General features: G+C 48.0%; 21 protein-coding genes and 2 pseudogenes. 17 read left to right on the forward strand and 6 right to left on the reverse strand.

Annotated elements, in window-relative coordinates; translation table 11 throughout:
• Positions 1–105: 105 nt before the first annotated feature.
• Positions 106–1,158, reverse strand: coding sequence for a MocR-like pyridoxine biosynthesis transcription factor PdxR (gene pdxR / locus M4D81_RS08570; RefSeq protein WP_260065626.1), 1,053 nt, complete (start codon positions 1,156–1,158; stop codon positions 106–108).
• Positions 1,112–1,519, reverse strand: coding sequence for a winged helix-turn-helix domain-containing protein (locus M4D81_RS08575; protein ID WP_260065627.1), 408 nt, complete (start codon positions 1,517–1,519; stop codon positions 1,112–1,114). The genes pdxR and M4D81_RS08575 overlap by 47 nt, the downstream gene beginning before the upstream one ends.
• A 113-nt stretch (positions 1,520–1,632) precedes the next feature.
• Between M4D81_RS08575 and M4D81_RS08580 the strand changes: the two genes are divergently transcribed.
• The 9 genes from M4D81_RS08580 (at position 1,633) to bshB2 (ending at position 9,175) form a co-directional block, all read left to right on the forward strand.
• Entirely contained in the window at positions 1,633–2,613 is a 981-nt protein-coding gene (locus M4D81_RS08580) for an aldo/keto reductase (RefSeq protein WP_260065629.1), read from the forward strand.
• Positions 2,614–2,673: 60 nt separating this feature from the next.
• Positions 2,674–3,198 (forward strand): YfiT family bacillithiol transferase, encoded by a 525-nt coding sequence (locus tag M4D81_RS08585; RefSeq protein ID WP_260065631.1) that lies wholly within the window; start codon positions 2,674–2,676, stop codon positions 3,196–3,198.
• Positions 3,199–3,356: 158 nt separating this feature from the next.
• Positions 3,357–4,358 (forward strand): Gfo/Idh/MocA family protein, encoded by a 1,002-nt coding sequence (locus tag M4D81_RS08590; RefSeq protein WP_260065632.1) that lies wholly within the window; start codon positions 3,357–3,359, stop codon positions 4,356–4,358.
• Between the two features lie 30 nt (positions 4,359–4,388).
• Entirely contained in the window at positions 4,389–5,336 is a 948-nt protein-coding gene (locus tag M4D81_RS08595) for an AraC family transcriptional regulator (protein ID WP_260065633.1), read from the forward strand.
• 14 nt (positions 5,337–5,350) lie between these two features.
• Positions 5,351–6,439, forward strand: a complete 1,089-nt coding sequence (locus tag M4D81_RS08600; RefSeq protein WP_071218625.1) for a Gfo/Idh/MocA family protein — start codon at positions 5,351–5,353, stop codon at positions 6,437–6,439.
• 188 nt (positions 6,440–6,627) lie between these two features.
• Positions 6,628–7,422, forward strand: a complete 795-nt coding sequence (locus M4D81_RS08605; protein ID WP_071218623.1) for a helix-turn-helix transcriptional regulator — start codon at positions 6,628–6,630, stop codon at positions 7,420–7,422.
• Positions 7,423–7,556: 134 nt separating this feature from the next.
• Positions 7,557–8,048, forward strand: a complete 492-nt coding sequence (locus M4D81_RS08610) for a 2-thiouracil desulfurase family protein (RefSeq protein ID WP_194543243.1) — start codon at positions 7,557–7,559, stop codon at positions 8,046–8,048.
• A 103-nt stretch (positions 8,049–8,151) separates the two neighbouring features.
• Complete coding sequence (locus M4D81_RS08615; RefSeq protein ID WP_071218620.1) at positions 8,152–8,496, forward strand: YojF family protein; 345 nt, start codon at positions 8,152–8,154, stop codon at positions 8,494–8,496.
• A gap of 22 nt (positions 8,497–8,518) precedes the next feature.
• A complete protein-coding gene (gene bshB2 / locus M4D81_RS08620) occupies positions 8,519–9,175 on the forward strand; it encodes a bacillithiol biosynthesis deacetylase BshB2 (RefSeq protein WP_260065635.1) in 657 nt (218 codons plus the stop codon).
• 159 nt (positions 9,176–9,334) lie between these two features.
• On the opposite strand, the pseudogene cdaS reads toward bshB2, so the two are convergent.
• Positions 9,335–9,951, reverse strand: a pseudogene (gene cdaS / locus M4D81_RS08625) (sporulation-specific diadenylate cyclase CdaS).
• A gap of 249 nt (positions 9,952–10,200) precedes the next feature.
• On the opposite strand from cdaS, the gene M4D81_RS08630 reads away from it, so the two are divergent.
• The 4 genes from M4D81_RS08630 to M4D81_RS08645 all read left to right on the forward strand — a co-directional run bounded on the left by M4D81_RS08630 (position 10,201) and on the right by M4D81_RS08645 (position 15,626).
• The gene (locus M4D81_RS08630) at positions 10,201–12,039 is read left to right on the forward strand and encodes an assimilatory sulfite reductase (NADPH) flavoprotein subunit (RefSeq protein WP_260065636.1); all 1,839 of its coding nucleotides are present in this window, start codon (positions 10,201–10,203) and stop codon (positions 12,037–12,039) included.
• Between the two features lie 36 nt (positions 12,040–12,075).
• Positions 12,076–13,800, forward strand: a complete 1,725-nt coding sequence (cysI, locus tag M4D81_RS08635; protein ID WP_260065638.1) for an assimilatory sulfite reductase (NADPH) hemoprotein subunit — start codon at positions 12,076–12,078, stop codon at positions 13,798–13,800.
• A gap of 154 nt (positions 13,801–13,954) precedes the next feature.
• Positions 13,955–14,506 (forward strand): RNA polymerase sigma factor, encoded by a 552-nt coding sequence (locus M4D81_RS08640; RefSeq protein ID WP_260065639.1) that lies wholly within the window; start codon positions 13,955–13,957, stop codon positions 14,504–14,506.
• Positions 14,499–15,626, forward strand: coding sequence for a DUF4179 domain-containing protein (locus tag M4D81_RS08645; protein ID WP_260065641.1), 1,128 nt, complete (start codon positions 14,499–14,501; stop codon positions 15,624–15,626). The genes M4D81_RS08640 and M4D81_RS08645 overlap by 8 nt, the downstream gene beginning before the upstream one ends.
• 83 nt (positions 15,627–15,709) lie before the next feature.
• Here M4D81_RS08645 and M4D81_RS08650 read toward each other — a convergent pair.
• Together M4D81_RS08650 and M4D81_RS08655 are read right to left on the reverse strand one after the other, a co-directional pair.
• Positions 15,710–16,851 (reverse strand): annotated as a pseudogene (locus M4D81_RS08650) (MFS transporter).
• A 235-nt stretch (positions 16,852–17,086) separates the two neighbouring features.
• Complete coding sequence (locus M4D81_RS08655) at positions 17,087–17,959, reverse strand: LysR family transcriptional regulator (RefSeq protein ID WP_260065643.1); 873 nt, start codon at positions 17,957–17,959, stop codon at positions 17,087–17,089.
• Positions 17,960–18,137: 178 nt separating this feature from the next.
• Between M4D81_RS08655 and M4D81_RS08660 the strand changes: the two genes are divergently transcribed.
• The 3 genes from M4D81_RS08660 to M4D81_RS08670 all read left to right on the forward strand — a co-directional run bounded on the left by M4D81_RS08660 (position 18,138) and on the right by M4D81_RS08670 (position 21,288).
• Positions 18,138–19,511, forward strand: a complete 1,374-nt coding sequence (locus M4D81_RS08660; protein ID WP_260065645.1) for an MFS transporter — start codon at positions 18,138–18,140, stop codon at positions 19,509–19,511.
• The gene (locus M4D81_RS08665) at positions 19,508–20,431 is read left to right on the forward strand and encodes an NADP-dependent oxidoreductase (protein ID WP_071218606.1); all 924 of its coding nucleotides are present in this window, start codon (positions 19,508–19,510) and stop codon (positions 20,429–20,431) included. Before M4D81_RS08660 ends, M4D81_RS08665 begins: the two co-directional genes overlap by 4 nt.
• 137 nt (positions 20,432–20,568) lie before the next feature.
• Positions 20,569–21,288, forward strand: a complete 720-nt coding sequence (locus M4D81_RS08670; RefSeq protein ID WP_260065746.1) for a YebC/PmpR family DNA-binding transcriptional regulator — start codon at positions 20,569–20,571, stop codon at positions 21,286–21,288.
• Between the two features lie 113 nt (positions 21,289–21,401).
• Here M4D81_RS08670 and M4D81_RS08675 read toward each other — a convergent pair whose 3' ends face one another.
• Entirely contained in the window at positions 21,402–22,610 is a 1,209-nt protein-coding gene (locus tag M4D81_RS08675) for a peptidase (RefSeq protein ID WP_260065646.1), read from the reverse strand.
• Positions 22,611–22,940: 330 nt separating this feature from the next.
• Here M4D81_RS08675 and M4D81_RS08680 point away from each other — a divergent pair, with 330 nt between their 5' ends.
• Positions 22,941–23,855 (forward strand): LysR family transcriptional regulator, encoded by a 915-nt coding sequence (locus M4D81_RS08680; protein WP_260065647.1) that lies wholly within the window; start codon positions 22,941–22,943, stop codon positions 23,853–23,855.

A 23,855-nucleotide genomic window follows, 5' to 3' on the forward strand; every position in this document is an offset into this window, starting at 1 on the left:
ATGGCTCGGTTCCCATACAGCGGACGAGCCATTTTTTTGATGTAGTGGGTGAAAGCATGAATCCATATAAAATCCATAACATGTCAATATTCAAGCGAGTGTCTTTCAAGAGGAAGCAAACAAGTAAAGTCGGCGTAATCCTTCCTCGATTTCTTCGGATGACAGGTTCCCATATCCTAACACGATACCGGTTGAACGGAGAGGGCTGGAGGATGAGATTCTGTAATTCGATACAGGCTCAACACGGAACCCGTAAGAGGTCGTGTCATTCCATGGAAGAAGGGCGTAGGGCTGTGAATGGAAAATAATCTGAAGATGCATTCCCGCATCATCGCCGAGAATGGAAATATCCGCTCCGAATAAGTGCTGAAGCTGCTCCGTCATGACATTACGCCGCTTCTTGTACATTTTCTTCATCGTATGGATATGCCGTTCCAGATACCCATCCAACATGAATTGGCTTAATGCTTTTTGAATGATGTACGGAGTATGTAAATTCAATTTATCTTTCATTTCGGCAACGGCATCGGTTAGACTCGGTGGTACAATCATAAATCCGATCCGAAGGCTGGGCGACAGCGTCTTGCTGAAAGTTCCTACATAGATAACCCTTGAAGGCGACAGCGTCTGTAGAGGAGGCACAGGGATCCCTCGAAGCCGGAACTCGCTGTCATAATCATCCTCGATAGCGAAAGAGTCGGCTTCCTCCAGCATCCCAACGATCTGATGTCTCCGCTGAATGGATAATACGCTGCCGGTTGGAAACTGATGTGATGGCGTTAATAAAACCAGATGACCTGGAGCGATACTCGACAAGGCGTCGACGCGCATTCCGCTAGGATCAACCTCGACCGGAACAAGATTATAGTTCATCGTCTGAAAAATATCCCGGGTAATATCGATTGTCGGGTCTTCGATATAGATGGAATGAAACTTGGAAGATAACGATTTGGCAAGGAGAAGGAACCCTTCAGTGGCACCGGACACAATCACAATTTGTTCGGGTGAGCATTGGATGCCTTTAGCCCGAAATACATAGTCGCAGATCGCAGAGCGCAGAGTCGAATCCCCTTTGATGTGACCGTACTCATGGTCTTCATATTCGGAAGATTCAGAGGCTGCTTTCAAATACTTGGCCCAGATGTGTCGTGGAAACATGTTCCGATCGGGAAACGCCCGTGGCAAAATCAATGACGTGTTCATGCTGAGTGATTATCTGCCTTTGGAACGGCTGCTTGCTCGAAGAGGGAGCGGTACGCGGATTGGGAACGGGGATGATACCTTCCGCTACATAGGTGCCGGAGCCTACACGCCCCTCCAGATATCCTTCAGCCGTCAGCTGCTCATATACTTCAATGACGACATTGCGCGCAATCCCCCATTCTTTTGCCAGAACGCGCGTAGGAAGCAGACGAGTTCCGGCTGTCAGTTGTCCCGATTCGATGATCCTTCGCAGCTGCTGGCATATCTGACGGGTTACCGTCAGTTTAGATTCACGGTCGATCTGAATGCTGTACACCGTATCCCTCCTCTAATTGGTTCCTCCAAATTCGTTATCATTGGATCTCATCACAGACCATTCTCCTTATTATAATGATGACGAACTGATTCGAAAAGGGAGGAAATATAACAATGAAACGAATGTTAGGCAGATCGCAAATATCGGTAAGTCCGCTCGGTCTGGGCTGCTGGGCCATAGGTGGGAAATTTACATTGGACGGCTTGGCGGATGGATGGGGAGAGGTGAATGAACGCGAATCCATAGCGGGGATTCACGCTGCGTTGGAACGAGGCGTTAACTTTTTTGATACTGCAGATGTATACGGAACGGGCCATAGTGAACGGGTCCTGGGCCAAGCGTTAAAGGGAAGGCGGCAGGATGCGGTGATTGCCACCAAATTCGGTTATACGTATGATGAGTCAACGAAGGAGGTTTTCACTCGTCACAATGTTTCAGCGGATTATGTCCGGAGCGCTTGCGAGCGATCACTTCAACGCCTGGATACTGATTATATCGATGTCTATCAAATTCATGTAGGTGGATTAAGTCTTGGCGAGGTGGAGTCGGTGATTGATACCTTGAACGGTCTTCGTCAAGATGGGCTGATCCGAACATATGGCTGGAGTACATGGGATGTGGCTAATGCCGAATGGTTTGCTCGAAAATCGGAAGCCGCGGCAATCCAACATGTGCTGAATGTTCTCAGTGACGACAAGGAGATGCTTGCCCTCTGTGAGCGTTACGGTTTAGCAAGCATCAATAATACACCTTTGGCTATGGGGCTCTTAAGCGGGAAATTCAATCATGACTCAAGATTCAGTGATCAAGATGTAAGGGGGAGCGGTCACGATTGGGTTTCCTATTTCAAGGAAGGTAAACCGGTACCATCGTTTCTGGCTAAACTTGAGGCGGTTCGGGAGATTTTAACCAGTGAAAATCGGACTTTGGTGCAAGGGGCGCTGGCATGGATTTGGGGAAGAAGCCACGTCGCGATCCCGATTCCGGGTTTTAAAACGAGGAAGCAAGTGGAGGAATTGACTGGGGCCGCTCTTTTCGGACCACTATCGGACGGTCAAATAAACGAAATTGAAGATATAATGGGGTCGTTGTAAAATGCTATTATCATTACTATACGAATGATTCAAAAAATGATGGTCAAGGAGTGAGGGAACATGGACTTGAGATACCCGATAGGACAATTTGAATGGGAAGGGCCATCGACGCCTGAACAAAGGGAGCTCTGGATTCAAGAGATTAAGAGCCTGCCGGAGAAACTGAGGGCTGCCGTGCAGGGGCTAAGCCAGGAACAGCTGGATTTATCATATCGAGATGGAGGCTGGAGCATCCGACAGGTCGTTCACCATCTGGCTGACAGTCATATGAACAGCTATATCCGGTTCAAACTTGCTTTAACGGAAGACAACCCAACGATTAAGCCTTATGACGAGCAGAAGTGGGCAGCCCTTCAGGATTCAATGACGGTGGACGTTGATGCATCACTCGTTTTGATTGATGGCCTACACGCCAGATGGGTCGCTTTATTAGAGATCATGAATACCGAGGATTATCTCAGAACCTTCTATCACCCTGAGAACCAGCAAAAAACGAGCCTGGAATACGCAACGGGCATGTACGCCTGGCACGGTAAACATCATACTGCACATATCACAACTGCAAGAGAACGCTTGAAACTGTGAGTTTTCAGATGATTCTGCTCCGTCAACTGGCGGAGTTTTTGTTTGTCGTCATGTCGTGATATCTAACTTGATTGTCGCAATTTTACACTGTGAATCGGGCGGTTCGTGTGATAGATTAATGGCATGATGTCTTAATATTAGATACTGAGGTGACGAGAATGATTAGAATCGGAAAAATTAGTTATTGGCATGTACACGCGTGGGATTATACGAAACAGGCGCAGGAGCATCCGGATGCTCAAATCGTAGCGGTATGGGATGAGAATCCGGAGCGGGGAAGAGAAGCTGCAGAGAAGCAAGGCGTGCCTTTTTATGAGTCCCTGGACGACATGCTGCAAAGTGACGATATCGATGCCGTGATTGTGGATGCTCCGACATCCATGCATAGAGAAGTCATGTTGAAAGCTGCGGCGGCAGGCAAACACATTTTCACGGAAAAAGTAATTGCGGCCACCTTGCAAGAGGTCAACGATATCATCAACGCCGTGAATGAGAACCAAGTCAAATTCACGGTATCGCTACCGCGGCTGAATGACGGCTATACCTTGGCAATCCGTGAGGTATTGCAGCAGGAGCTGCTCGGTACCGTAACACTCGTTCGTGTACGCTTGTCTCATAATGGCGCGACTGCCGGTTGGCTGCCTGAGCATTTCTACAGCCTGGAGGAGTGCCGTGGAGGCGCATTAATCGATCTGGGATGCCATCCGATGTATTTGACACGCTTGTTCCTCGGTGAAGAAGCGGTTGATGTCCATGCGAATTTCGGATACATTACGGGTAAAGAGGTGGAAGACAACGCCGTTGCTACGCTTTCTACGGCTGCGGGAGCTGTCGGTGTGGTTGAAGCCGGATTTGTAAACAACTTCTCGCCATTTACAATTGAAATTCATGGTACGGACGGAACGATTCTGTACGGAACGCCTGACGACAAACTTCTGATTCGTTCAACGAAAAAAGAAGAGTACAAGGATGCCTGGGCCCAGCTGCCGGTGCCTGCGAATCGTGCAAGTGCATTTGAGCAATGGATTTCCCATATTCAAGAAGATACCATTGCAGAGGAAAATATTGCATATGCGGTTGAATTAACCAAACTGATGGAAGCCTCCAACCGTTCGGCCAAAGAGCATCGCGCCATTCGTTTGGATGAACTGCAAGCATAAGAGTATAAGATACAGGGATGATGCATCAGGATGAATAACCATTTTCCATACGAATTGATGAAAGATCGGCAGGATGCCTTGGAGCGACTTGACCTGAGAGTTTATTGGGGACGTTATGAGATCCGTGTTCTTCGGTTTCATCTCACCACCTTTCCCCCAGGAAAGATTGTCTCCTTCCACAAGCATGCGGAGTATGAATTTCATTTCATACCCCGCGGCAAGGGGACCGTTATTATGGAAGAAGAGCCTTATGCGCTGCGGGAAGGCATGTTTTATCTAACAGGTCCGAATGTGCTTCATTATCAGGAGGCGGATGCAGCGGAGCCGATGGATGAATTATGTCTGCACGTGGACATTATTCCGCGCGATGAGGTATCCGATCATGAGAGTCCGGCACTGCCTCCTTCGGATCCGTGGGAAATGGCGGAAGCCGATGACTGTATGGAGAAGCTGAGAGGATTACCGCTGAAGCCAACGATGGATATCCATCGTGCGATGCCTTATTTCCTTGAGGCTTATCAGGCTTCTCAAGAGAAGTATTCGGGTCTGTACACAACGATTAAGCAGTGCATTATTCAGATACTGCTGCGCGCTGTACGCGCATATGAATCCGAGCCATCGGAAGCGGAACTGCCTTCACGGGATATGAAGGCTTACCGCTATCAATTGGCACTGGAGTATATTCATGCGAACTCTTCGGGAGAGGTTGTATTGGATGACGTCGCGGAGAAGCTGCATATCAGCTCAAGGCAGCTGCAGCGAATATTCAAGGAGCAAGCGGAAGGGCAGTCCTTCAGCGAAATACTGGAGCATGTCCGCCTTGAAGCCGTATGCAGGAAGCTGATCGATACCAATTGGTCGATTGATAAAATCGCAATTCACGAAGGCTTCTCAAGCGGAAGTTATTTGCATACCGTGTTTCGAAAGAGATATGGATATACGCCATCAACATATCGGGCAATGAATGTGAAATTGTAGGGGGAGTATCAGCCATGAGCAAAACCATTCGAATTGGAATTATTGGAAGCGGCGGCATTGCGGGGGAGCATGCAAAATATTATAAACAAATCGACGATGTGCAGATTGTCGCTGTAGCTGATATTTTACCCGGCAGAGCCGATCAATTTATTGAGCGCTGGGGACTTCAGGGAGCGATCGGATTTGATGATCACCGCAGATTGTTGGATCTCGACCTGGATGGCGTGAGCATCTGTACGCCAAACGTTGCGCATTATAGCACCACGGTTGATGCGCTGTCAGCGGGCAAACACGTAATGCTCGAGAAACCGATGTCGGTCACGTTGGATGAAGCCATCGAGATGGTTCAGATTTCGAAGAAAACCGGAAATATGCTCAATGTCGGCTTCCAGCCGCGTTATGATCCGAATATGGGAATCATTAAGAATCTGATTCAAAAGGGCGAGCTTGGAAAAGTGTATTATGTGGAAACCGGAGGCGGCCGCCGCCGTGGAATGCCGGGTGGAACGTTTGTCCGGCAGGAGATTTCAGGGGCAGGCGCCATGGCGGACATTGGCTGTTATTCCTTGGACATGGCCCTGAACGCGCTTGGATATCCCAAGCCGTTAACGGTATCCGCGTATACATCGAATTATTTTGGAACAAACCCCAAATACCACTCCGAATCCAGTGCGTTTAATGTTGAGGATTTCGGCGTAGCGATGATTCGATTCGAAGGAGACCTTGTGCTTAACTTCAAAACGTCATGGGCTATGCATATGGATACCCTGGGGGCGACGATGTTCCTGGGCACGGATGCGGGCATGAAGATTACACCGGCAGGTTCAGGCCCTTGGAGCGGTGTGTGGGACGGGAAGGTAGGATCAATCTCCATGTTCCATGATATCCAAGGTCATCATACCGAAAGCGCCATACCGCTGGTCCATCATGAGCTTAACGTATTTCAGGAGAAAATCAAGGATTTCGTAAGCGCTGTGCGCGAAGGCAAGCCGGCGCCGATCCCGGGAGAGCAGGTGCTTCGGAATCAAGCGATTCTGGACGGCATTTTGCGTTCTTCCCAGAGCAAAAAAGAGGTTGAGATTCATATTCCGGACCTGGATTGATGGTCAGAAAGCCGCGCTGCAGCGCGGCTTTTTTTATGTGCATGATTATACTTGCAAGGTGATATTTTTAACATATAAAGCTTCCATTTTTTAGATGGATATGATAGTATGAATGCGAACAATTGTTCTTCGAACGTTTTGGATTGGACCCATACATAATATCCGGAATGAAGGATGGTGCAGACCTGATGACTGATCGATATGCTGAAATCGATGAGGTAATCGCGTATATTCACAACAATATTTATGAGCCCCTTCCGTTATCGGCACTGGCGGATTACATAGGATACAGCCCATATCATTTTTCACGTATATTTAAGGATCGAATCGGACTGCCCCCATTATATTACGTGTCCTCGCTTCGTTTGGAGAAGGCGAAGGATTTGCTCTTACATACACATCTGAGTATCCGGGATATCGCCATGGAGATCGGTCAGCAGAGTCTGGGTACATTTACGACACGCTTCACGGAAAGAGTAGGCGTGACCCCTTCCCAGTTTCGGAACTCGAAGGAGGAGGCGGACGAGCATCTATTATCCCTACAGAAACTGAACAGCTGGCGTGAATCCATACCGGTCGAGAATCCCAATCTGACAGTTGAAGGCACGGTAGAGGCAACGGCTCCATTTCAGGGCGTCATCTTGATCGGGCTGTTTGCCAAGCCGATTCCCGAAGGGCTTCCGTTATACGGAACCTTGTTACCTTCCGTCGGCTCGTTTCGGTTCGGCGATGTCAGTCCCGGAACGTATTATCTGATGGCTACTTCGGTCCCATGGGGCATGCAGGCGGTCGATTTTTTGCTTCCGAAGTCTACCACACTGCGTACCCGTTCGAAGGAACCTATTATCGTTACCCCAAACGCTAAGACTCCGCATCTTCATGTAACTCTGCATGTTCCCCGGCTGGATGATCCGCCGATATTGATTTCTTTGCCATTATTAATGAATCACTTCCTCAAGAGGGTTGCTCCCATGTTACGTTAGATAAGGGATATGATCGGTGCCCTATGCATTTCGTTGACATTTGAGTTCCGATTCCTGATACTAAAATGAGAGAAAACGGCTTAGGCAGTAGTAAGCAGTATGTAGGTAAGAACGAGAGATTTGAGGTGGCCTTTGTGATTGTTGTAAGCTCATGTTTAGCCGGTTTGAAGGTTCGTTATAACGCTACGGACAGCCTGGATACGAATATTCAGCAGCTGGTTGAAGCGAAGAAAGCCGTGGCCGTATGTCCCGAACTGCTTGGCGGATTCTCAACTCCACGGGAGCCGGCGGAGATCGTTGGAGGAAACGGAGATGATGTACTGGCAGGGCATGCTAGAGTGGTTGAGCTTTCCGGAAAAGACGTGACCGAGATGTATATAAAAGGTGCATACCAAACGCTTCGAATGGCGCAAGAGCTCGGAGCTTTGCTGATCGTATTAAAAGAGAGCAGTCCTTCCTGCGGAAGCTCCATGATTTATAATGGAGAATTTGCCAATGAGAAAACAGCCGGTTATGGCGTGACAACGGCTCTGCTGCGCAAGGAAGGCTATACGGTTATTTCGGAGCATGAGCTTAATGCATATGCAGTACAACCGGAATACGCCACGCTTTTTACTGCGAGATAAAATCATGCGTCTTGGTTTATGTATTTTCGTCCTGCTCTAAAATTATGATAGAATGATCCTATCGACTGCTTGCATGTTGTGATTCTTTATATTGGAGGGAAATATGGAACTCATAAATCAAACCGAAGTACAACAAATGATTGATAAATTGAAGGACCAGGATTTATATATTCATCTTGAGATGACGACAGGCGCTTATGCTGCCCATTATGACAGCACGAAGCATCCCGCGGCTAACTTTATTACGAATGCAATCATTCGTTACAGCCACGGTTCGATATCCGGTAATGGACCCTATCGGGTTGGATTGAAAATGAGTCAGGGCTGGGTATATACCGAAGGACTCACCCATTTCGAACAGACGGATACCGATCGGCTGATTATGGCAGGTCATGACAGTCAGGGCAAACTGGTTGTCGCTTTGCAGTTGAGCCGGGAGCCTTTTTAATAGAGAGAGGAGACGAGGATTGATGGAGCAAAACATACTGGTCGTATTGCCGCACCCGGATGATGAAGCATTTGGTTTGTCCGGTACGCTGGCTAAATATATTATGGAAGGCGCTCATGTTACCTATGCCTGCTTAACGCTTGGGGAGATGGGCCGTAATATGGGCATTCCACCGTTTGCGAACCGTATCACGCTTCCAACCATTCGCAAAGCAGAGCTGGAGAAATCCTGCAATGCAATAGGCATACAGGATTTGAGATTGCTTGGTTTCCATGATAAAACGATTGAATTCGAGGATCAAAATAAGCTGGATAGCGTGATTGCCGCTTTGCTTCAGGAGATAAAGCCATCGCTGGTGTTCACGTTCTACCCTGGATATAGCGTCCACCCTGACCATGACGCAACGGGCGCGGCCGTAATTCGCACGATTCAGCGGATGCCGGCCGGAGATAGACCTGTCGTTCAATGTCTGGCATTCTCCAACAATTGTGAGCAAGAATTGGGTAAACCGGATGTTTATCAAGATGTATCCATGTTCATGGTACAGAAGCTGAACTCCATTCAAGCCCATCGCTCTCAATTCCAGGCAGCGGAGCTGCTGGGCAAGAAACAGATGAAGGCCAAGGAAGTGGAGCAGCGCTTTGGTACGGAACGTTTCTGGACCTATACATTTGCATAAAATCCCGTCATGGGATGATCCATAAAAAGAGCCGCAGAATCAGCATCTGCGGCTCTTTTGCATGGTTTGGAATCGAGTGCTTTGTTTGAAGATGACAGCCTTCAGGGAAGATTTCACTTCATTTGCTATCTAGGAGGCTCTACGATCAAGCATAAAATATTAGGGGCTGCTGATGGATAAAGGATAGAGGGTGCCCTCCATGCAGAAGGAGGTCTTGCCCGTCTCCTCCGATACAACGAGCACCAGGGCATCGCTGATCTCGGACAAGCCAATGGCTGCACGGTGACGCGTGCCAAGCTTACGATCCCCATACGTTTTGGCTGTTAAAGGCAACACGTTCGCGGCGGAAATAATCATCTCTTTACGTACAAGCACCGCTCCATCGTGCAGCGGGCTATCTGGAACGAATATGGATTCAAGCAGGGGGCTTGTGATTTCTGCAGACAAGGGAATCCCTGGCGTCATTAACGAATCAAGCCCATCTTCCCGTTGAATCACAATGAGCGCACCCCGTTTTTTTGACTGAGATGATATATGGATTTCGCGATTTCTTGATATTTGCTGGTGAAGGGGAAGAGAAAACAATTGAGATAATACGTAGAAGAAATCGATTCAGCTTCTAAAAATTTTGTTCTGACAAGATCCAGCTCACCCAGCAGACATGAACTGTCCTGGTCCAAATTGACGATGATATGCTGTAGTTGTCTTGTAATATCTGTGAGCTGTTCCTTCAATTTGTTTTTCAGCGGCGTAAAATTGCAATCATGATTTAACATCCGAAATCTTCCTCCTTATCATTGGTATCATTGCCATTCGGAGATATCGATATTCTCTATCGTAAACAGGGTTGGGTTTCGCTTGTAGTAAAGCCCGGAAAATCGATTTATTAGTAAAACTGATAAATGCTATAAGAACATTGTAATTGACCGGTTCAGGTAAGCTGTGATAGGTTCAGAGGAGTAATAAAATTAATTGTATCGTAATAGTAGGAATTAATAATGTGCGCTTTTGAGAGGTGGATATTGTTGGAACTTCAAGTAATGAACAGTCCTTTTAATCAGGAGCAGGTGGAACTGCTGAACCGCCTACTGCCTACACTGACGGAATCCCAGCGGACCTGGCTCAGCGGATTCATCGCTGCATTACAGGGAACGGAAGCCGCAGCAGCAGTTGCGGCAGCACCACAAGCGAACACGTTAGCTGCTGTATCGGCACCGGTGGCGACGGCTACTAAAGAAGTCACAGTCCTGTACGGATCACAGACAGGCAATGGTCATGGATTATCGAAGAAGTTATCGAAGAAGCTGGAAGAGGTTGGCCTGCAGGTCACGATGTCTTCTATGAGCGATTTTAAACCCAATAACCTGAAGAAGTTACAGAATCTCCTGATAATCGTCAGTACGCATGGAGAGGGAGAGCCGCCGGATAATGCTATACCATTCTATGAATTTCTGCACAGCAAGCGGGCACCTCAGGTAGACCATCTTCAATATTCCGTACTGGCGCTGGGGGATACCTCGTATGAATTTTTCTGCCAAACGGGTAAAGATTTCGACAAACGGCTCGAGGAATTGGGCGGTAAGCGGCTGGCGCCAAGAGTCGATTGCGATGTAGACTTTGATGAGTCGGCTGCTGAATGGATGAATCAGGTTCTTCTATCGTTGAATGAGGCTGGAGCGGGATCATCCGTTGTCGAAAATGGGAGTGCGGTAGCCCTGAGCGATAGTACGGAATCGGAATTTTCGAGAAGCAATCCATTTCAAGCGGAAATCCTCGAGAACCTGAATTTGAACGGAAGAGGATCCGACCGTGAAACTCGTCACATCGAAATTTCTCTTGAAGGATCGAATCTGCAGTATGAGCCGGGCGACAGCTTAGGAGTCTATCCGGAAAATCATCCGCAGTTGGTGGATGACCTCATCGCTGCAATGGGATGGAATGCGGATGAAGTGGTCGTTATTAATAAACAAGGTGAAGCGCGAGCTCTTCGGGATGCCTTGCTCCGTCACTACGAGATTACCGTTCTCACGAAACCACTGATCGAGCAAGTGGTTAAAATTTCAGGGAATGAAGGTCTTCGGACATTGCTGGAGCCAGGTCATGAGCAAGAATTGCGCACCTATATCGAGGAACGGGATTTGCTCGATCTGGTACAGGATTATGGCCTGCAGCAAGTGGCGGCAAGCGATTTTGTATCCATACTGCGCAAAATCCCTGCCCGATTGTACTCGATTGCCAGCAGCTCCAAAGCCTTCCCTGATGAAGTTCATGTTACCGTTCGAACGGTGCGCTATGAAGCACATGGCCGCAGCCGCTACGGCGTATGCTCCGTGCAATTGGCGGAACGTCTGAAAGCGGGCGATACGCTGCCTGTATACATTCAGCATAATCCGAACTTTAAGCTGCCCGAGAATCCGGACACCCCGATCATTATGATCGGACCCGGTACAGGCGTGGCACCTTTCAGAGCCTTTCTGGGAGAACGTGAAGAGACGGGGGCAGGAGGAAAATCATGGCTCTTCTACGGAGACCAGCATTTCTCGGCGGACTTCCTCTATCAGATTGAATGGCAGCGTTGGTTGAAGGATGGAGTATTGACGCGCATGGATGTTGCTTTCTCACGGGATACGGACAAAAAAGTGTACGTACAGCACCGCATGCTGGAGAAGAGCAAGGATCTATATCAGTGGCTCCAAGAAGGAGCTTGCGTCTATGTCTGCGGCGATGAGAAGAAGATGGCTCATGATGTGCATTCTGCGTTGGGGTCTATTCTCGAGCAAGAAGGCCGGATGAGTCCGGAAGAAGCTGCGGAATATTTGACGCTCATGCAGCAACAGAAACGTTATCAGCGGGATGTGTATTAAGATCACCCCTGTGGTTGCGAGAGGAGAAAAAGGAACATGTCTGATAATAATCTAGTATCACCCCATAGTGCGCCGCATAGCGATGTTGAGGACATCAAGCGTCGAAGCAATTATCTGCGTGGCAGTCTTGTAGAGACCTTAGAGGATCGCATAACGGGGTCGATTCCGGAAGACGATAACCGGCTGATGAAATTTCACGGCAGTTATATGCAGGATGACCGGGATTTGCGTAACGAACGGCATAAGCAAAAGCTGGAACCCGCATACCAGTTCATGCTGCGTGTTCGCGCCGCTGGCGGTGTCGTGACACCGGAGCAATGGCTGATGATGGACCGTGTAGCCCAAAAGTATGCCAACGGGACGATTCGCTTGACTACACGTCAATCCTTTCAGCTTCATGGCGTATTGAAGTGGAATATGAAGAGCACCATTCAAGAAGTGAATGATGCCATGCTTAGCACATTGGCTGCTTGCGGCGACGTCAACCGTAACGTGATGTGCAATCCGAACCCCTATCAATCCGAAATTCATTCGGAGGTATACGAATGGGCACGAATGCTTAGCAGTCATCTCGATCCGCGCTCGCGTGCGTATCATGAGATTTGGCTGGACGGCGAGAAGATCGTAGACAGCCTGCAAGAGGGAGAGGAGCAGGAGCCGATCTATGGCCCGGTGTACCTGCCGCGGAAATTTAAGATCGGGATGGCCGTGCCGCCATCCAATGATGTTGATGTATTTTCCCAAGACCTTGGCTTCATTGCGATCATTGAGGATGGACAATTAATGGGCTTTAACGTATCGGTAGGCGGTGGCATGGGGATGACGCACGGTGATTCGTTAACCTATCCTCAAGTGGCGAAAGTCATTGGTTTCTGCAAACCCGAGCAAATCGTTGACTTGGCGGAGAAGACGGTGATGATTCAACGGGATTACGGAGACCGCGCGGTGCGCAAGCATGCTCGTTTCAAATATACGATTGATGATCGCGGTATCGACTGGTTTGTCAACGAGCTGACCAGCCGTCTGGGCTGGAAGCTGGAGGAGGCAAAACCGTTTCATTTTGATCATAACGGAGACCGCTACGGCTGGGTTAAAGGCAGCAATGGCAAATGGCATTTTACACTATTCATCCAAAACGGACGTGTGAAAGACGAATCCGATTACCTGCTGATGACAGGGCTGCGCGAAATCGCTCAAATCCATAATGGAGATTTCCGTCTGACGGCCAATCAGAATCTGATCATTGCCAATGTCAGCAGCCATAAGAAGAAAAAGATTGAAGACCTCATCAAGCGTTACGGACTTACGGACGGTAATCATTATTCTGCCCTGAGACGAAATTCCATGGCATGCGTAGCTTTACCGACATGTGGATTGGCTATGGCCGAATCCGAGCGATATCTGCCGACGTTATTGGATAAAATCGATGTGATCCTGGAAGAGAACGGACTTCGCGAAGAGGATATCGTCATTCGAATGACTGGGTGCCCGAATGGGTGCGCCAGACCGATGCTGGCTGAAATCGCATTTATCGGAAAGGCGCCTGGCAAATATAACATGTACCTGGGTGGTGGTTTCTCCGGACACCGGCTGAACAAGCTGTATAAGGAGAACATCGGAGAGGCCGAGATTTTGGACTCCCTTCGTCCCCTCATGAAGCAATATGCACAAGAACGCGAGCAAGGCGAGCATTTCGGTGACTTTGTTATTCGCGCCGGCTATGTGAAGGAAGTATTGGACGGACAACAATTTCACGCATAATGATACTCAATTATCAACAAATCGGAGTTCTTCTTGAGAAGAGCTCCGGTTTTTTTGTTCATAGCACATTAGATTAACATTAATTAAAACCGTTTGGGGAGTTCGTCCGTCTTAACCCATAGAGCATTATATATAGAGAGAAGGAGGGGAGATCATGATGGGCTCTCAAGCAGAGATGAAAAAGGTGGTACTGACGAAAACGGATGATGAGACCGATTTTTACCAGGCCATTATGGAACACAAGGAAACACTGATCCATATAGCTTACAGTTACTTGCGGAACCGATATGATGCGCTGGAAGCGGTTCAGGAGATGACGTGCAGAGCATGGGTCAAGCGTTCAACGCTAAAAGAAGGGAAGGCATTCAAAGCCTGGATCATCCGCATCTTGATCTATGTTTGCATTGACGAACAGCGACGCCGCAAGCGGGCTGTCTCATTGCCTGATCATGAGCTGGAAAAAGCCATTGCCGAACCGGGTCTTGACGGGTTCAATCATAACAAGCTTGCTATCTGGCCCGTTCTAAAAAAGGTGAAGCCCAAATACCGACATGTGCTGCTGCTGAAATATTACAATGACATGACGCTGAAGGAGATATCTGCGATCCTCGGCAAGCCGGAGGGTACAGTGAAGACATGGCAGTACAAGGGGCTGGAGCATTTACGAAAATTAATGAACAATCGGGGGGAATGGCAAGATGTCTAGTCCTGAAGAACAAGCAATGCTTGCCGAGGCGGCACAGATCCACCAGGAACAACGGCAGCAGCTTTATGCTATCGATACTACATACGCTATTCAGCGCGGGTTGACGATGGGGCGGACGCGCTTGAAATCTCGAAATCATTATTTGAAAGTGGCTGCTATAACACTCATAACTATAATGGTTGCCGGTTTGTGGCTGCTCAGTCCGATTAGGGGCACTGTTACTCCACAGGCAGCCAAAGAGCAGTCGTTGGAGTGGGGAGCACTTAGCAAGTTTAAGGAAATAGACTACGATATCGATCAAAGTACATTGGAGTCAGCGATAAGAAACAATTATGTTCAGCTGATCAACAAGTCGGCGAAGTCGGGACCTTACCAGATTAACATCGATGCTGTTACAGCTGACGAGAACAAGTTAATATTGTTATATTCTGCCCAGACGGATTCCAGCCAGGAGATCTATGATGTGAACAGTGTTAGAATGAAGGACGCGCAAACAGGCCGTTCGCTAGGGAATACTTCGAAAATGGGAGGCTGGGAAGGTCAAAGCTGGCATGGGCGTGGAACATTAGAGTTGGATCGCAGCCAACCTTTCCCTAGAAGCATTGAAGTGGATTTTCAAATTGCATCTGTAGATCGTGGTAAACTTTCTGATCCTAAGACAGGAACGGTCAAGTCAGAAATGAAATACTCCGAGAGAATGAAAATTAAGTTCGACTTGGAGCCGAAATTTGCTTCAATCAAGACGGAGAAGTATCAACCCAATCAAACGTTCATGCTTGGCGATCATCAGATTGTGTTATCTGAGGTGGAGATTTCTCCGCTCATGACACGAGTAAGATTTGCATACGATCCTGGGAAAAAAATGAATTTCCAAACCAAGCTTTTGATTAGTGACATGGTACAACCCTTCGAAATTGTATCGAAGACGGACGATGGGCGAGTTTATAAATTATCCAGCTTATCAGGAACCGGAACCGAGGACGGGTCTCAGTATACGTTCAGCAGTAATATGCTGGATGATCCCAAGTCTATGGTACTGAAGTTGTATCCTGAATCCCGTGCATCGTATGCATCTGAACAAGAAGTAGAAGCACATATGCTGGAGCTCAAAATAAAATAAGACGACATGACCGCCAGTTGCTACACGGTCTCTAGCTGAGTACGAGCCGCCTCTTGTAATGTGAGGCGGCTCTTTTTTGCTGTTCATTGCTCCAATACGCCGGCCGTGCTCTTTTTCTTTTTAAACAATGGGAGCAGCAGCGCCGAACCGGTCAGGAACAAGAGTGTGCTAGCCGCATAAACGGTGAACAGGGACAGCTGGTCTTTGAGCAATCCCCCGATCGACATGCCCAGCACCATCATTCCCATATAAATCGGGGTTAGGGCGCCGCTGACCCGACCAATATATGGCCCTTCCGTATTGTTTAGGATCATGGTGTTGATTCCAATGTGGATGGTGGGATAAAAGAATCCGTTAATCACTAGAAGCAGCATCGTAAAGATGACGCTGGTTGACCAGCCAATGCCAAGGGTCCCGACGGCACTAACGCTCAGACCGAGTGCTAGTAAGGTTTGAGGGGGGATTTTCTTGGCAAATGCCATGACGAAGCCTCCTCCGACGAGCATCGCCGCTCCATTGACCGTTAACAGCCATTGCAAGAATGACTTATCCCGACCGAGGTTCTCAATCGTCACAAATATCGCGAGCGGCTGAATAAGTCCCGCTGCCAAGCCAGCTGCGGCGAAGGTCGCGGCAAGGGTTCGGAGCGTATGATTATTCCATACATAGCGAAGGCCTTCGATAAGCTCTTGTTTCAGGTTCTGCTGCTTGGATTGTGTCTCTTCCTGCATATCACTTCAATGCCGAACGTTTGATATACAAATGCACCGGCGATCGGGCCGATCACCGTAAAGAAGGCAACCATCGATTGAAACATGGCCATCACGGATTGCAGCTGTTCAGCGGGGATATGCTGTTTAAACAGCTTCATCGCTGAAGGCTGAGAGAATTGGGACAGGACGGCTGAGAAGAACGTAAGTACCAGTAATGCCTGCCACGATCCGTTATGAACGGCAATCAGCACGAGAAGTACCGATATCGCAGACACACCATCAGAACTGACCATGGTACGCTTAGGCCGCCAGCGGTCTGCAAAAGTACCGCCGATGAAGGCAAACAAGAAAATCGGCGCAAATTCGGCTACGGATATGAGGGATACATACATAGGATTATTGTCCGTCAAGTCGGTAACGTATAGAAGAATGGCAAAGTTACGAACCCAAATGCCAAGATTCAAGAGAACGCGTGACAAGACAATCGTTCGAACATAGGGGTTGTTAAGCAAAATAAAGAGTCTCCTTTCGAGATCTGTACTTTACAGATCGGATAGCGTAAAAACAAACGCATGTGCATTTTGTTGTTTATTACATAGACATAATAATATTTTGTCTATAAATAATCAATCATTTTTTTGTTTCATCTACATTCTCTCGCAATAAAAAACACTTCCCGCATTTGTTCATGAGCAGGAAGTGCTTTCAATAGACGAAATTGTATAAGGTTTGGAATCTGGCTGTTTATTACGATTTATCCGAGAAGTACTGAATGACGTCGTCACGGAACTGACGAGCCGCTAAGGATAAATAGTGCTTCTCATGCCAGATAAGCCGATAATGGCGTTTGCATTCGGGCTTCGCAATGGGCAGCAGCTTAAGCTTGGCGTCTTGGACATGAAAACATCCGAAGAGGGCAACCCCTAGACCGGCACGAACCAGACTTGCAATAGCCGGAGGTTCGTCAACCCGGCATACATATCTGGGCGTAAATCCAGCATCCTGAAAGAATTTATCGTTCATTTGCTGGAATATAAAGTCTTCCTTGTAGCCGATAAAGGCTTCGTTCTTTAATTCACCCAAGTTAATGGACGTACGGTCAGCGAGCCTGTGCCCTTGGGGTACAGCCAAATACACATCCTCGCGAAGCACGGTCACTTGAGATAACAGGGGTTGCTCCATCGCCATCGAAGTAAAGCATAAATCGACCTGCCCCATTTCCATCATCTTCATCATGTCATCCGTTCCGACCTGGGATATTTGAAAATTCACGTCAGGGTGCTCCGCCAGAAATTGACTCAGCGGTTCGGATAACGGATCCAGGGTTGAGGTTGCCAGATGAATACTGCCATGCTGAAGTCCGGCAAGTTCATTGATTTCTTTCTGGCCCTCCTCCAGCAAATGAAGTGCACGTTCAACTTTATCCAAATAGAGCTTCCCAAATGTATTCAATCGGATTCTCCCGCCATGACGATCAAACAATGGAACTCCGACATCCGCTTCCAGCCTGGATATGGTTTTGCTTAAAGCAGGCTGTGCAATATGAAGCTCTTGAGCTGCTTTCGTCATGTGTTCCGTTCGGGCTACGGTTTGAAAATAACGCAGCTGCAGAAGTTCCATCCTTTATCCCCCTATATACTCCAGTATATGATCTATATAGCATATTATATATTTCTGTTTATTTCGAACCCATTATAAAATAAACAACGAAAGGAAAACAATCCCTTATGAGATTTGTACAATCAGTACACACACGTAATAGGGTCTCCCTTTTAAAATCCGGAAAGAAGGGACATTTATGGAGATTGGGAGAAGGAAGTCATCAAGCGAAGCATTAATCAGCGTCCTGGCATTTACTCTTGCCATATCGGTTATGAATGCAACAATGTTTAATATCGTGCTCCCAGAAATTAGGCGAGAGTTTGGGCTGAGCATGGCCGAAGTCAGCTGGGTAACGACATCGTATTTGCTTGTATTCGCTATGGGAAGTGTTATCTACGGAAAGCTTGCCGATCGTTACAAGCTGAAAATCTTGATTTCCATCGGATTTACCACCTTTATTATCGGCTCGGTTATCGGGATGCTGTCTCAGATTTACGGAATGCTCATCTTCGGAAGGATACTGCAGGCCGCAGGATCTGCCGTCATACCGGCGGTATCCGGCATCATACCCGTGCGCTATTTTCCTCCGAAACATAGGGGAAGAGCATTAGGGATATCGATGACAGGCGGCGCTATCGGCAGTGCAGCAGGTCCAGCCGTAGCGGCAATGCTTGTAAGCATTGTCCATTGGCGCGTGTTATTTTGCATGCCGGTACTCATTCTGTTGACATTGCCTTTCTACTACAAGTACTTACATGATGAAAGAGTCGGCACAGCCCAAATGGATTGGCTCGGTTGCAGTCTGCTGGCCGGAGCTGTAGCTAGTCTGCTGCTCTCCATTACGAATCCAACAGCATTGACCCTGATCAGTTTTGTCCTGCTATTGACTTGTTTCATTTGGAGAATCCGGAAAGCGGCTGCTCCTTTTATAAACCCGGGGCTATTCCATAACGTTCGCTACACGCTTGGCTTGGTGATTGCTTTTGCAGCAACAGGCATAGGATATTCTCTTGTGTTCCTGACGCCGACGCTGTTGACACAAGTTCACCAATTGAGGCTGGGCTTGACGGGATACGTTATGGTGCCAGCAGCAATTGCTACCGCATTACTCAGCAAATCCGGAGGCAGGATGGCGGACCGTAAAGGTACTTCATATCTGTTCCAAATAGCCGTAAGTTTGTTTCTGCTCTGTTTCCTTTTATTATCTTCATTCACGGGGGCTTCGCCGGTATGGATTGCATTGTTCCTGATCCTGGGCGGTGTCGGGCAAGCATTTATGTCGATTGCACTATCCAAATCCATATCATTGACACTGCCGCATGAACAAAGTGGAGTGGGAATGGGCATATTGTCGATGTTGAATTTCATGGCAGGAGCGATATTTGCCAGCCTTTACGGAACCATGGTGGATCTGGAAGCCGCACAGGCGTGGAACCCGTTGATCCACGATCTGAGTGCGTATGTCTTTAGCAATATATACTTCATGCTGATGATCATGATTGCAGTTGTAGCGGCGCTTTTTAGTTCATTTTTTAATAAGCATTACGAAAAGAGGAGATGTTGCAAATGAAAGCTATGGCCATTACTTCATTCGGTCCACCTGAGGTTTTAAAATTAACGGAAATAAAGCAGCCGCAGGCAGGACCGGGTACTGTTCGGGTTCGCGTGAAGACAGCCGGTGTGCTGCCTTTTGATTGCGGGCTGCGTGAAGGAACGATAGGATATGCTCGCCAACAGCGTTTCCCGATGATTCCCGGCAATGAGTTCGCCGGCGTGATCGATCAGGTCGGAGAAGGCGTCAACCAATTTGCAGTGGGCATGGAGGTGCTTGGATTCTCACTGCTCCATAGTTACGCTGAATATATCGTGGTGGATGCGGATCAGATTGTAATCAAACCCGAACGCATGCCTTGGGAAGTAGCCGGGGGGTTCTCCGGTAATGGACAGGGGGCACATATGGCACTGAAGTCTGTTGTGATTGAGGAAGGGGACACCGTACTCATCCATGCCGCGGCAGGCGGGTTTGGTACCTTTGCATGCCAGTTGGCAAAGGCCTGGGGCGCAGCAGCTGTCATTGGAACCGCAAGTGAAAGCAATCATGAATATTTGCGGTCCATCGGCGTTATACCGGTTGCATATGGCGCTGGGCTTGTGGAAAGGGTCCGCAGAATCACGCCGCAAGGAATCGATGCTGCAGTTGATGCAGCCGGCCCCGAGGCATTAAGGGCTTCTGCCCAGCTTGTGAACAATAAGGAGCGTATCCGCACGATGGTGTCGGACGAAGCTGCTGTAGAGCTGGGTATACCCGTGTTAAGCGGCACGAGAACGGCAGCTAGACTGCAAGAGTTGGTGGATTTGTATATGGAGGGTTTCATTCGGATTCATATTCGAGAGGTGTTTCCGCTGCACGAGGCGCAGGAAGCGCATCGCCTTGTTGAAACGGGTCATGGCAGGGGAAAGGTGATCTTACTTGTCGGTGAACAGCACTGATTGATGGTTACGGGTATTTGTCTATTTTCCGGATATACGCTCTTAACCTTGTTCAAGGGACTTAATAGATATATAATGGACGAGGGTATTTATTGAATACCGGCTACAGATTCAATAATGAAAGTGAGCGGAAATATATGGGCCGTAAATGGAATAATATTAAAGAGAAAAAAGCATCCAAGGATGCAAATACAAGTCGCGTATATGCGAAATTTGGTGTCGAAATTTATGTGGCAGCCAAGAAGGGTGAACCGGATCCCGAGTCCAACCGTGCGCTGAAGGTTGTTCTTGAGCGTGCCAAAACATACAATGTGCCGAAAGCCATTATTGACCGTGCCTTGGATAAGGCCAAGGGCAGCGGGGATGAGAATTATGAAGAGCTTCGCTATGAAGGTTTTGGTCCGAACGGTTCGATGATCATTGTTGACGCTTTAACCAACAACGTCAATCGTACGGCGCCTGCTGTACGTTCTGCCTTTAATAAGAACGGCGGCAATATGGGCGTCAGCGGATCAGTGTCTTATATGTTTGATCCAACCGTAGTCATCGGCGTCGAGGGTAAGTCGGCTGAGGAAGTCATGGATCTGCTGCTCGAAGCCGACCTGGATGTCCGTGACATCCTGGAAGAGGAAGAAGCCGTGATCGTCTATGCTGAACCCGACCAGTTCCATGCGGTTCAGGAAGCATTCAAAGCCGCTGGTATTACGGAATTTACCGTTGCCGAGCTTACCATGCTGGCTCAGAATTTTGTCACCTTACCGGAAGAAGGACAGGTACAGTTTGAGAAGCTGATCGATGCACTGGAAGACCTCGAGGATGTGCAGCAGGTATATCACAACGTGGAATTTGAGGAATAGTTCGTAACGATTAATATCTTACTGCATTAAAACACCATCGTATTCAGGAATCCTGAGTACGATGGTGTTTTTTGTGATTTATTTTAGCTGCGGTAAGCAGTCAGAACAACAGCTTAGTTGTCGGCTTGAACCATTATCACTTCAGCGGATGTGATTGCTGGAATGGACATGGTCATGATAGGGGAGTGGAAGACCACGATATTCATGCCGGGTTCCAGCTTCTCGTTGGGATTCAATCCAATCACTTGAGTATCCTTGGAGATGTTGATGATGATGTCGTTGTCGGTGGATTGATCTGAGCCTACATTGATATACAGTTGATCCTTTGACGTGCGTTCGGATGTAGTTATTGTGCCTTCGACTTTGGGCGCTGAGGTGTCGGAGACCACGATCTTATCTGCATGCGGCAGGGCAGGGTAAATCACGGACACGTATTCAGCTTCGATTCGCAGACCCGATTTTAAGGCTTCAGCCGTTAACGAATTGCCCCCGGCATCTACAATCTTTGTGTCGCCATCAACAGCGAGCACAACGTATTCGAGGTCACCTGCTTTAGCTGGTTTACCGGAAACGCTTATTCTTCCATCCTTCATTTCTGTAAGGATGCCGTCAATGCCGGCTGCTTGCTCCTGATCGTTATTCTCGGCATTCGTGTTGACCCGTATATAATTTGTTGAGGATTGAGGTGGCATGCTTAACGCCGCGTAAGGTCCATAGAAAGCGCGAATGCTCATGCCGGCTTCCAGGTCGCTTGCTTTCAGTGCGCTGCCGTTTTGATCGATGATTTTTGCTTTTGGATCCAGATGAAGCAGCATGGTCTCTTCACTGTCATTGTACAGATTGGTTCCTTCCACCAGAATGCCTTGTTTGCTTACCTCCGAGATGGTCCCATCAATACCGGCGAGGTCGTTATCCTGTACAATGATCGTAAGAGCCGAACCTTGAGCGGGTAGGCTCTTCGTTATGTTTGGGCTATAGAACGCTTTTATCGCTTTGTTTTTATTCACGATCGTTTGGAGCTGGACTTGGTTGCCTTTGGCATCCATGATTTTAGTATCTTTGGAAATCGAGAGCTTGATTTCTTGTTGATCGGTTTCTGCCAAGCCGCGGCCGGTTACGGTAATCCATGTGCCTGATTTGTCATTGACGAACTCCGTTATGTAACCCATCGTTCCAGGAACGCTTTTCTTCACCTGATTCGCGATGTTGCCTTGTCCCTTATGGGCTGTAGCAGGAGGGACGGCCTGTGCATTCGCTGCTATTGGCAGTGCCGCCATTGCGAGAACCGTAGCGGTTGCTAGTACTTTGTAAATTTTTTTCATGGTAGGTATCCTCCAAATGTAGATTATCCTAGAACGCTAGGATTCAGCTAAGTCATATCATGAATTGGTAAAATGTACTTGCTGCACCACTATAGACGGGAGAAATGATAAAAGGTTGCAGGACCATGAAAAATCATGAAAACGGATCATCATGCTGATTACGAACTCGGATCACCAAGAAGTCAGAGCTCCTTATATTCAGAGCACTTCCCTCAATGTGTCATATATTCGATTCAGCAGTTTACAAATGGACTTCATTTAGGATATAAACGATCTAAATGATCGCAACAGATTGACCAGGTGAATAGATCAAGAATCGAGGGATGACCTATGAATCTTCATGCACTACGCATTTTTAATGATGTCTCCAAAACGGGAAGCATTACGAGATCGGCGGGCAATCTGCTGTTAAGTCAACCAGCCGTTACGGCCCAAATTCGCAATTTGGAGCGGGAGCTCGGCATGAAATTGATTGAGGCTAACGGACGCAATATTCAATTGACTGAAGCAGGCATTGCCTTGGCCAGGCATTCCCAGCGATTATTTGCGATGGAAGCCGAGATGGAAGAAATGATGGAGGCCATCAAATCCGGTCAGCTGGGAAGTTTGCGAATATGTGCCACGGAGCTGCCAGAGAGCGCTTTGCTGCCCGGATGGCTGGTTGGGTATAAGCAGGAGCATCCAAGGATGGAGGTGCAGTTGCTGAAAGGAAATTCCCGAACCGCGCTGCAGCGGTTACAGGACGATTCGGTGCATATCTCCATCGTATGCGGCAGCTGGCCCATTGAAGCGGAAGATATCGAGTCCTTTACAATAATGGAAGATGAATTAATTTTTGCTGTGCCTGCCCTTCATCGACTAGCCGATAAAGAAGTGACATTCCTTGAGCTTATGGAGGAACCCTTTGTGTTGAGGGAAGAAGGAAGTTACACGCGAAAACGGTTATGGTCGTTGATAGAGTCATCGGATGCACGCGAACCTCGCTGTTCCATAACGATAGAGGGGTTGAAGGAATCCATTGAAGCGGTAAAAGCGGGATACGGGGCTGCGTTAGTTCCTGCTCTTTCTATCAAGAAAGAACTGGTTTCGGGCGAACTTGGCAAGGTTAAAGTGTCTGGCGTAACTTTCCCGCACCCTATTCGGGTATGCATCAAGAGACAAGAAGCGAGACCTGCGCAAGTCCATTCGTTTATTTCTTATATTCAAGCGGATATCCGCGAAAAAAACCAGTATATCCATGGATGA

Source organism: Paenibacillus sp. p3-SID867 (assembly GCF_025142895.1).
Lineage (GTDB): Bacteria > Bacillota > Bacilli > Paenibacillales > Paenibacillaceae > Paenibacillus_AQ.

What these genes read in the sequence shown, in the direction of transcription:
- M4D81_RS08680 (WP_260065647.1), top strand. Translation starts at nt 22,941, where the DNA reads ATGAATCTTCATGCACTACGCATTTTTAATGATGTCTCCAAAACGGGA.
- cysI (WP_260065638.1), top strand. Translation starts at nt 12,076, where the DNA reads ATGTCTGATAATAATCTAGTATCACCCCATAGTGCGCCGCATAGCGAT.
- M4D81_RS08590 (WP_260065632.1), top strand. Translation starts at nt 3,357, where the DNA reads ATGATTAGAATCGGAAAAATTAGTTATTGGCATGTACACGCGTGGGAT.
- M4D81_RS08670 (WP_260065746.1), top strand. Translation starts at nt 20,569, where the DNA reads ATGGGCCGTAAATGGAATAATATTAAAGAGAAAAAAGCATCCAAGGAT.
- M4D81_RS08645 (WP_260065641.1), top strand. Translation starts at nt 14,499, where the DNA reads ATGTCTAGTCCTGAAGAACAAGCAATGCTTGCCGAGGCGGCACAGATC.
- M4D81_RS08595 (WP_260065633.1), top strand. Translation starts at nt 4,389, where the DNA reads ATGAATAACCATTTTCCATACGAATTGATGAAAGATCGGCAGGATGCC.
- M4D81_RS08660 (WP_260065645.1), top strand. Translation starts at nt 18,138, where the DNA reads ATGGAGATTGGGAGAAGGAAGTCATCAAGCGAAGCATTAATCAGCGTC.
- M4D81_RS08640 (WP_260065639.1), top strand. Translation starts at nt 13,955, where the DNA reads ATGATGGGCTCTCAAGCAGAGATGAAAAAGGTGGTACTGACGAAAACG.
- bshB2 (WP_260065635.1), top strand. Translation starts at nt 8,519, where the DNA reads ATGGAGCAAAACATACTGGTCGTATTGCCGCACCCGGATGATGAAGCA.
- M4D81_RS08585 (WP_260065631.1), top strand. Translation starts at nt 2,674, where the DNA reads ATGGACTTGAGATACCCGATAGGACAATTTGAATGGGAAGGGCCATCG.
- M4D81_RS08580 (WP_260065629.1), top strand. Translation starts at nt 1,633, where the DNA reads ATGAAACGAATGTTAGGCAGATCGCAAATATCGGTAAGTCCGCTCGGT.
- pdxR (WP_260065626.1), bottom strand. Translation starts at nt 1,158, where the DNA reads ATGTTTCCACGACACATCTGGGCCAAGTATTTGAAAGCAGCCTCTGAA.
- M4D81_RS08600 (WP_071218625.1), top strand. Translation starts at nt 5,351, where the DNA reads ATGAGCAAAACCATTCGAATTGGAATTATTGGAAGCGGCGGCATTGCG.
- M4D81_RS08605 (WP_071218623.1), top strand. Translation starts at nt 6,628, where the DNA reads ATGACTGATCGATATGCTGAAATCGATGAGGTAATCGCGTATATTCAC.
- M4D81_RS08615 (WP_071218620.1), top strand. Translation starts at nt 8,152, where the DNA reads ATGGAACTCATAAATCAAACCGAAGTACAACAAATGATTGATAAATTG.
- M4D81_RS08655 (WP_260065643.1), bottom strand. Translation starts at nt 17,959, where the DNA reads ATGGAACTTCTGCAGCTGCGTTATTTTCAAACCGTAGCCCGAACGGAA.
- M4D81_RS08675 (WP_260065646.1), bottom strand. Translation starts at nt 22,610, where the DNA reads ATGAAAAAAATTTACAAAGTACTAGCAACCGCTACGGTTCTCGCAATG.
- M4D81_RS08665 (WP_071218606.1), top strand. Translation starts at nt 19,508, where the DNA reads ATGAAAGCTATGGCCATTACTTCATTCGGTCCACCTGAGGTTTTAAAA.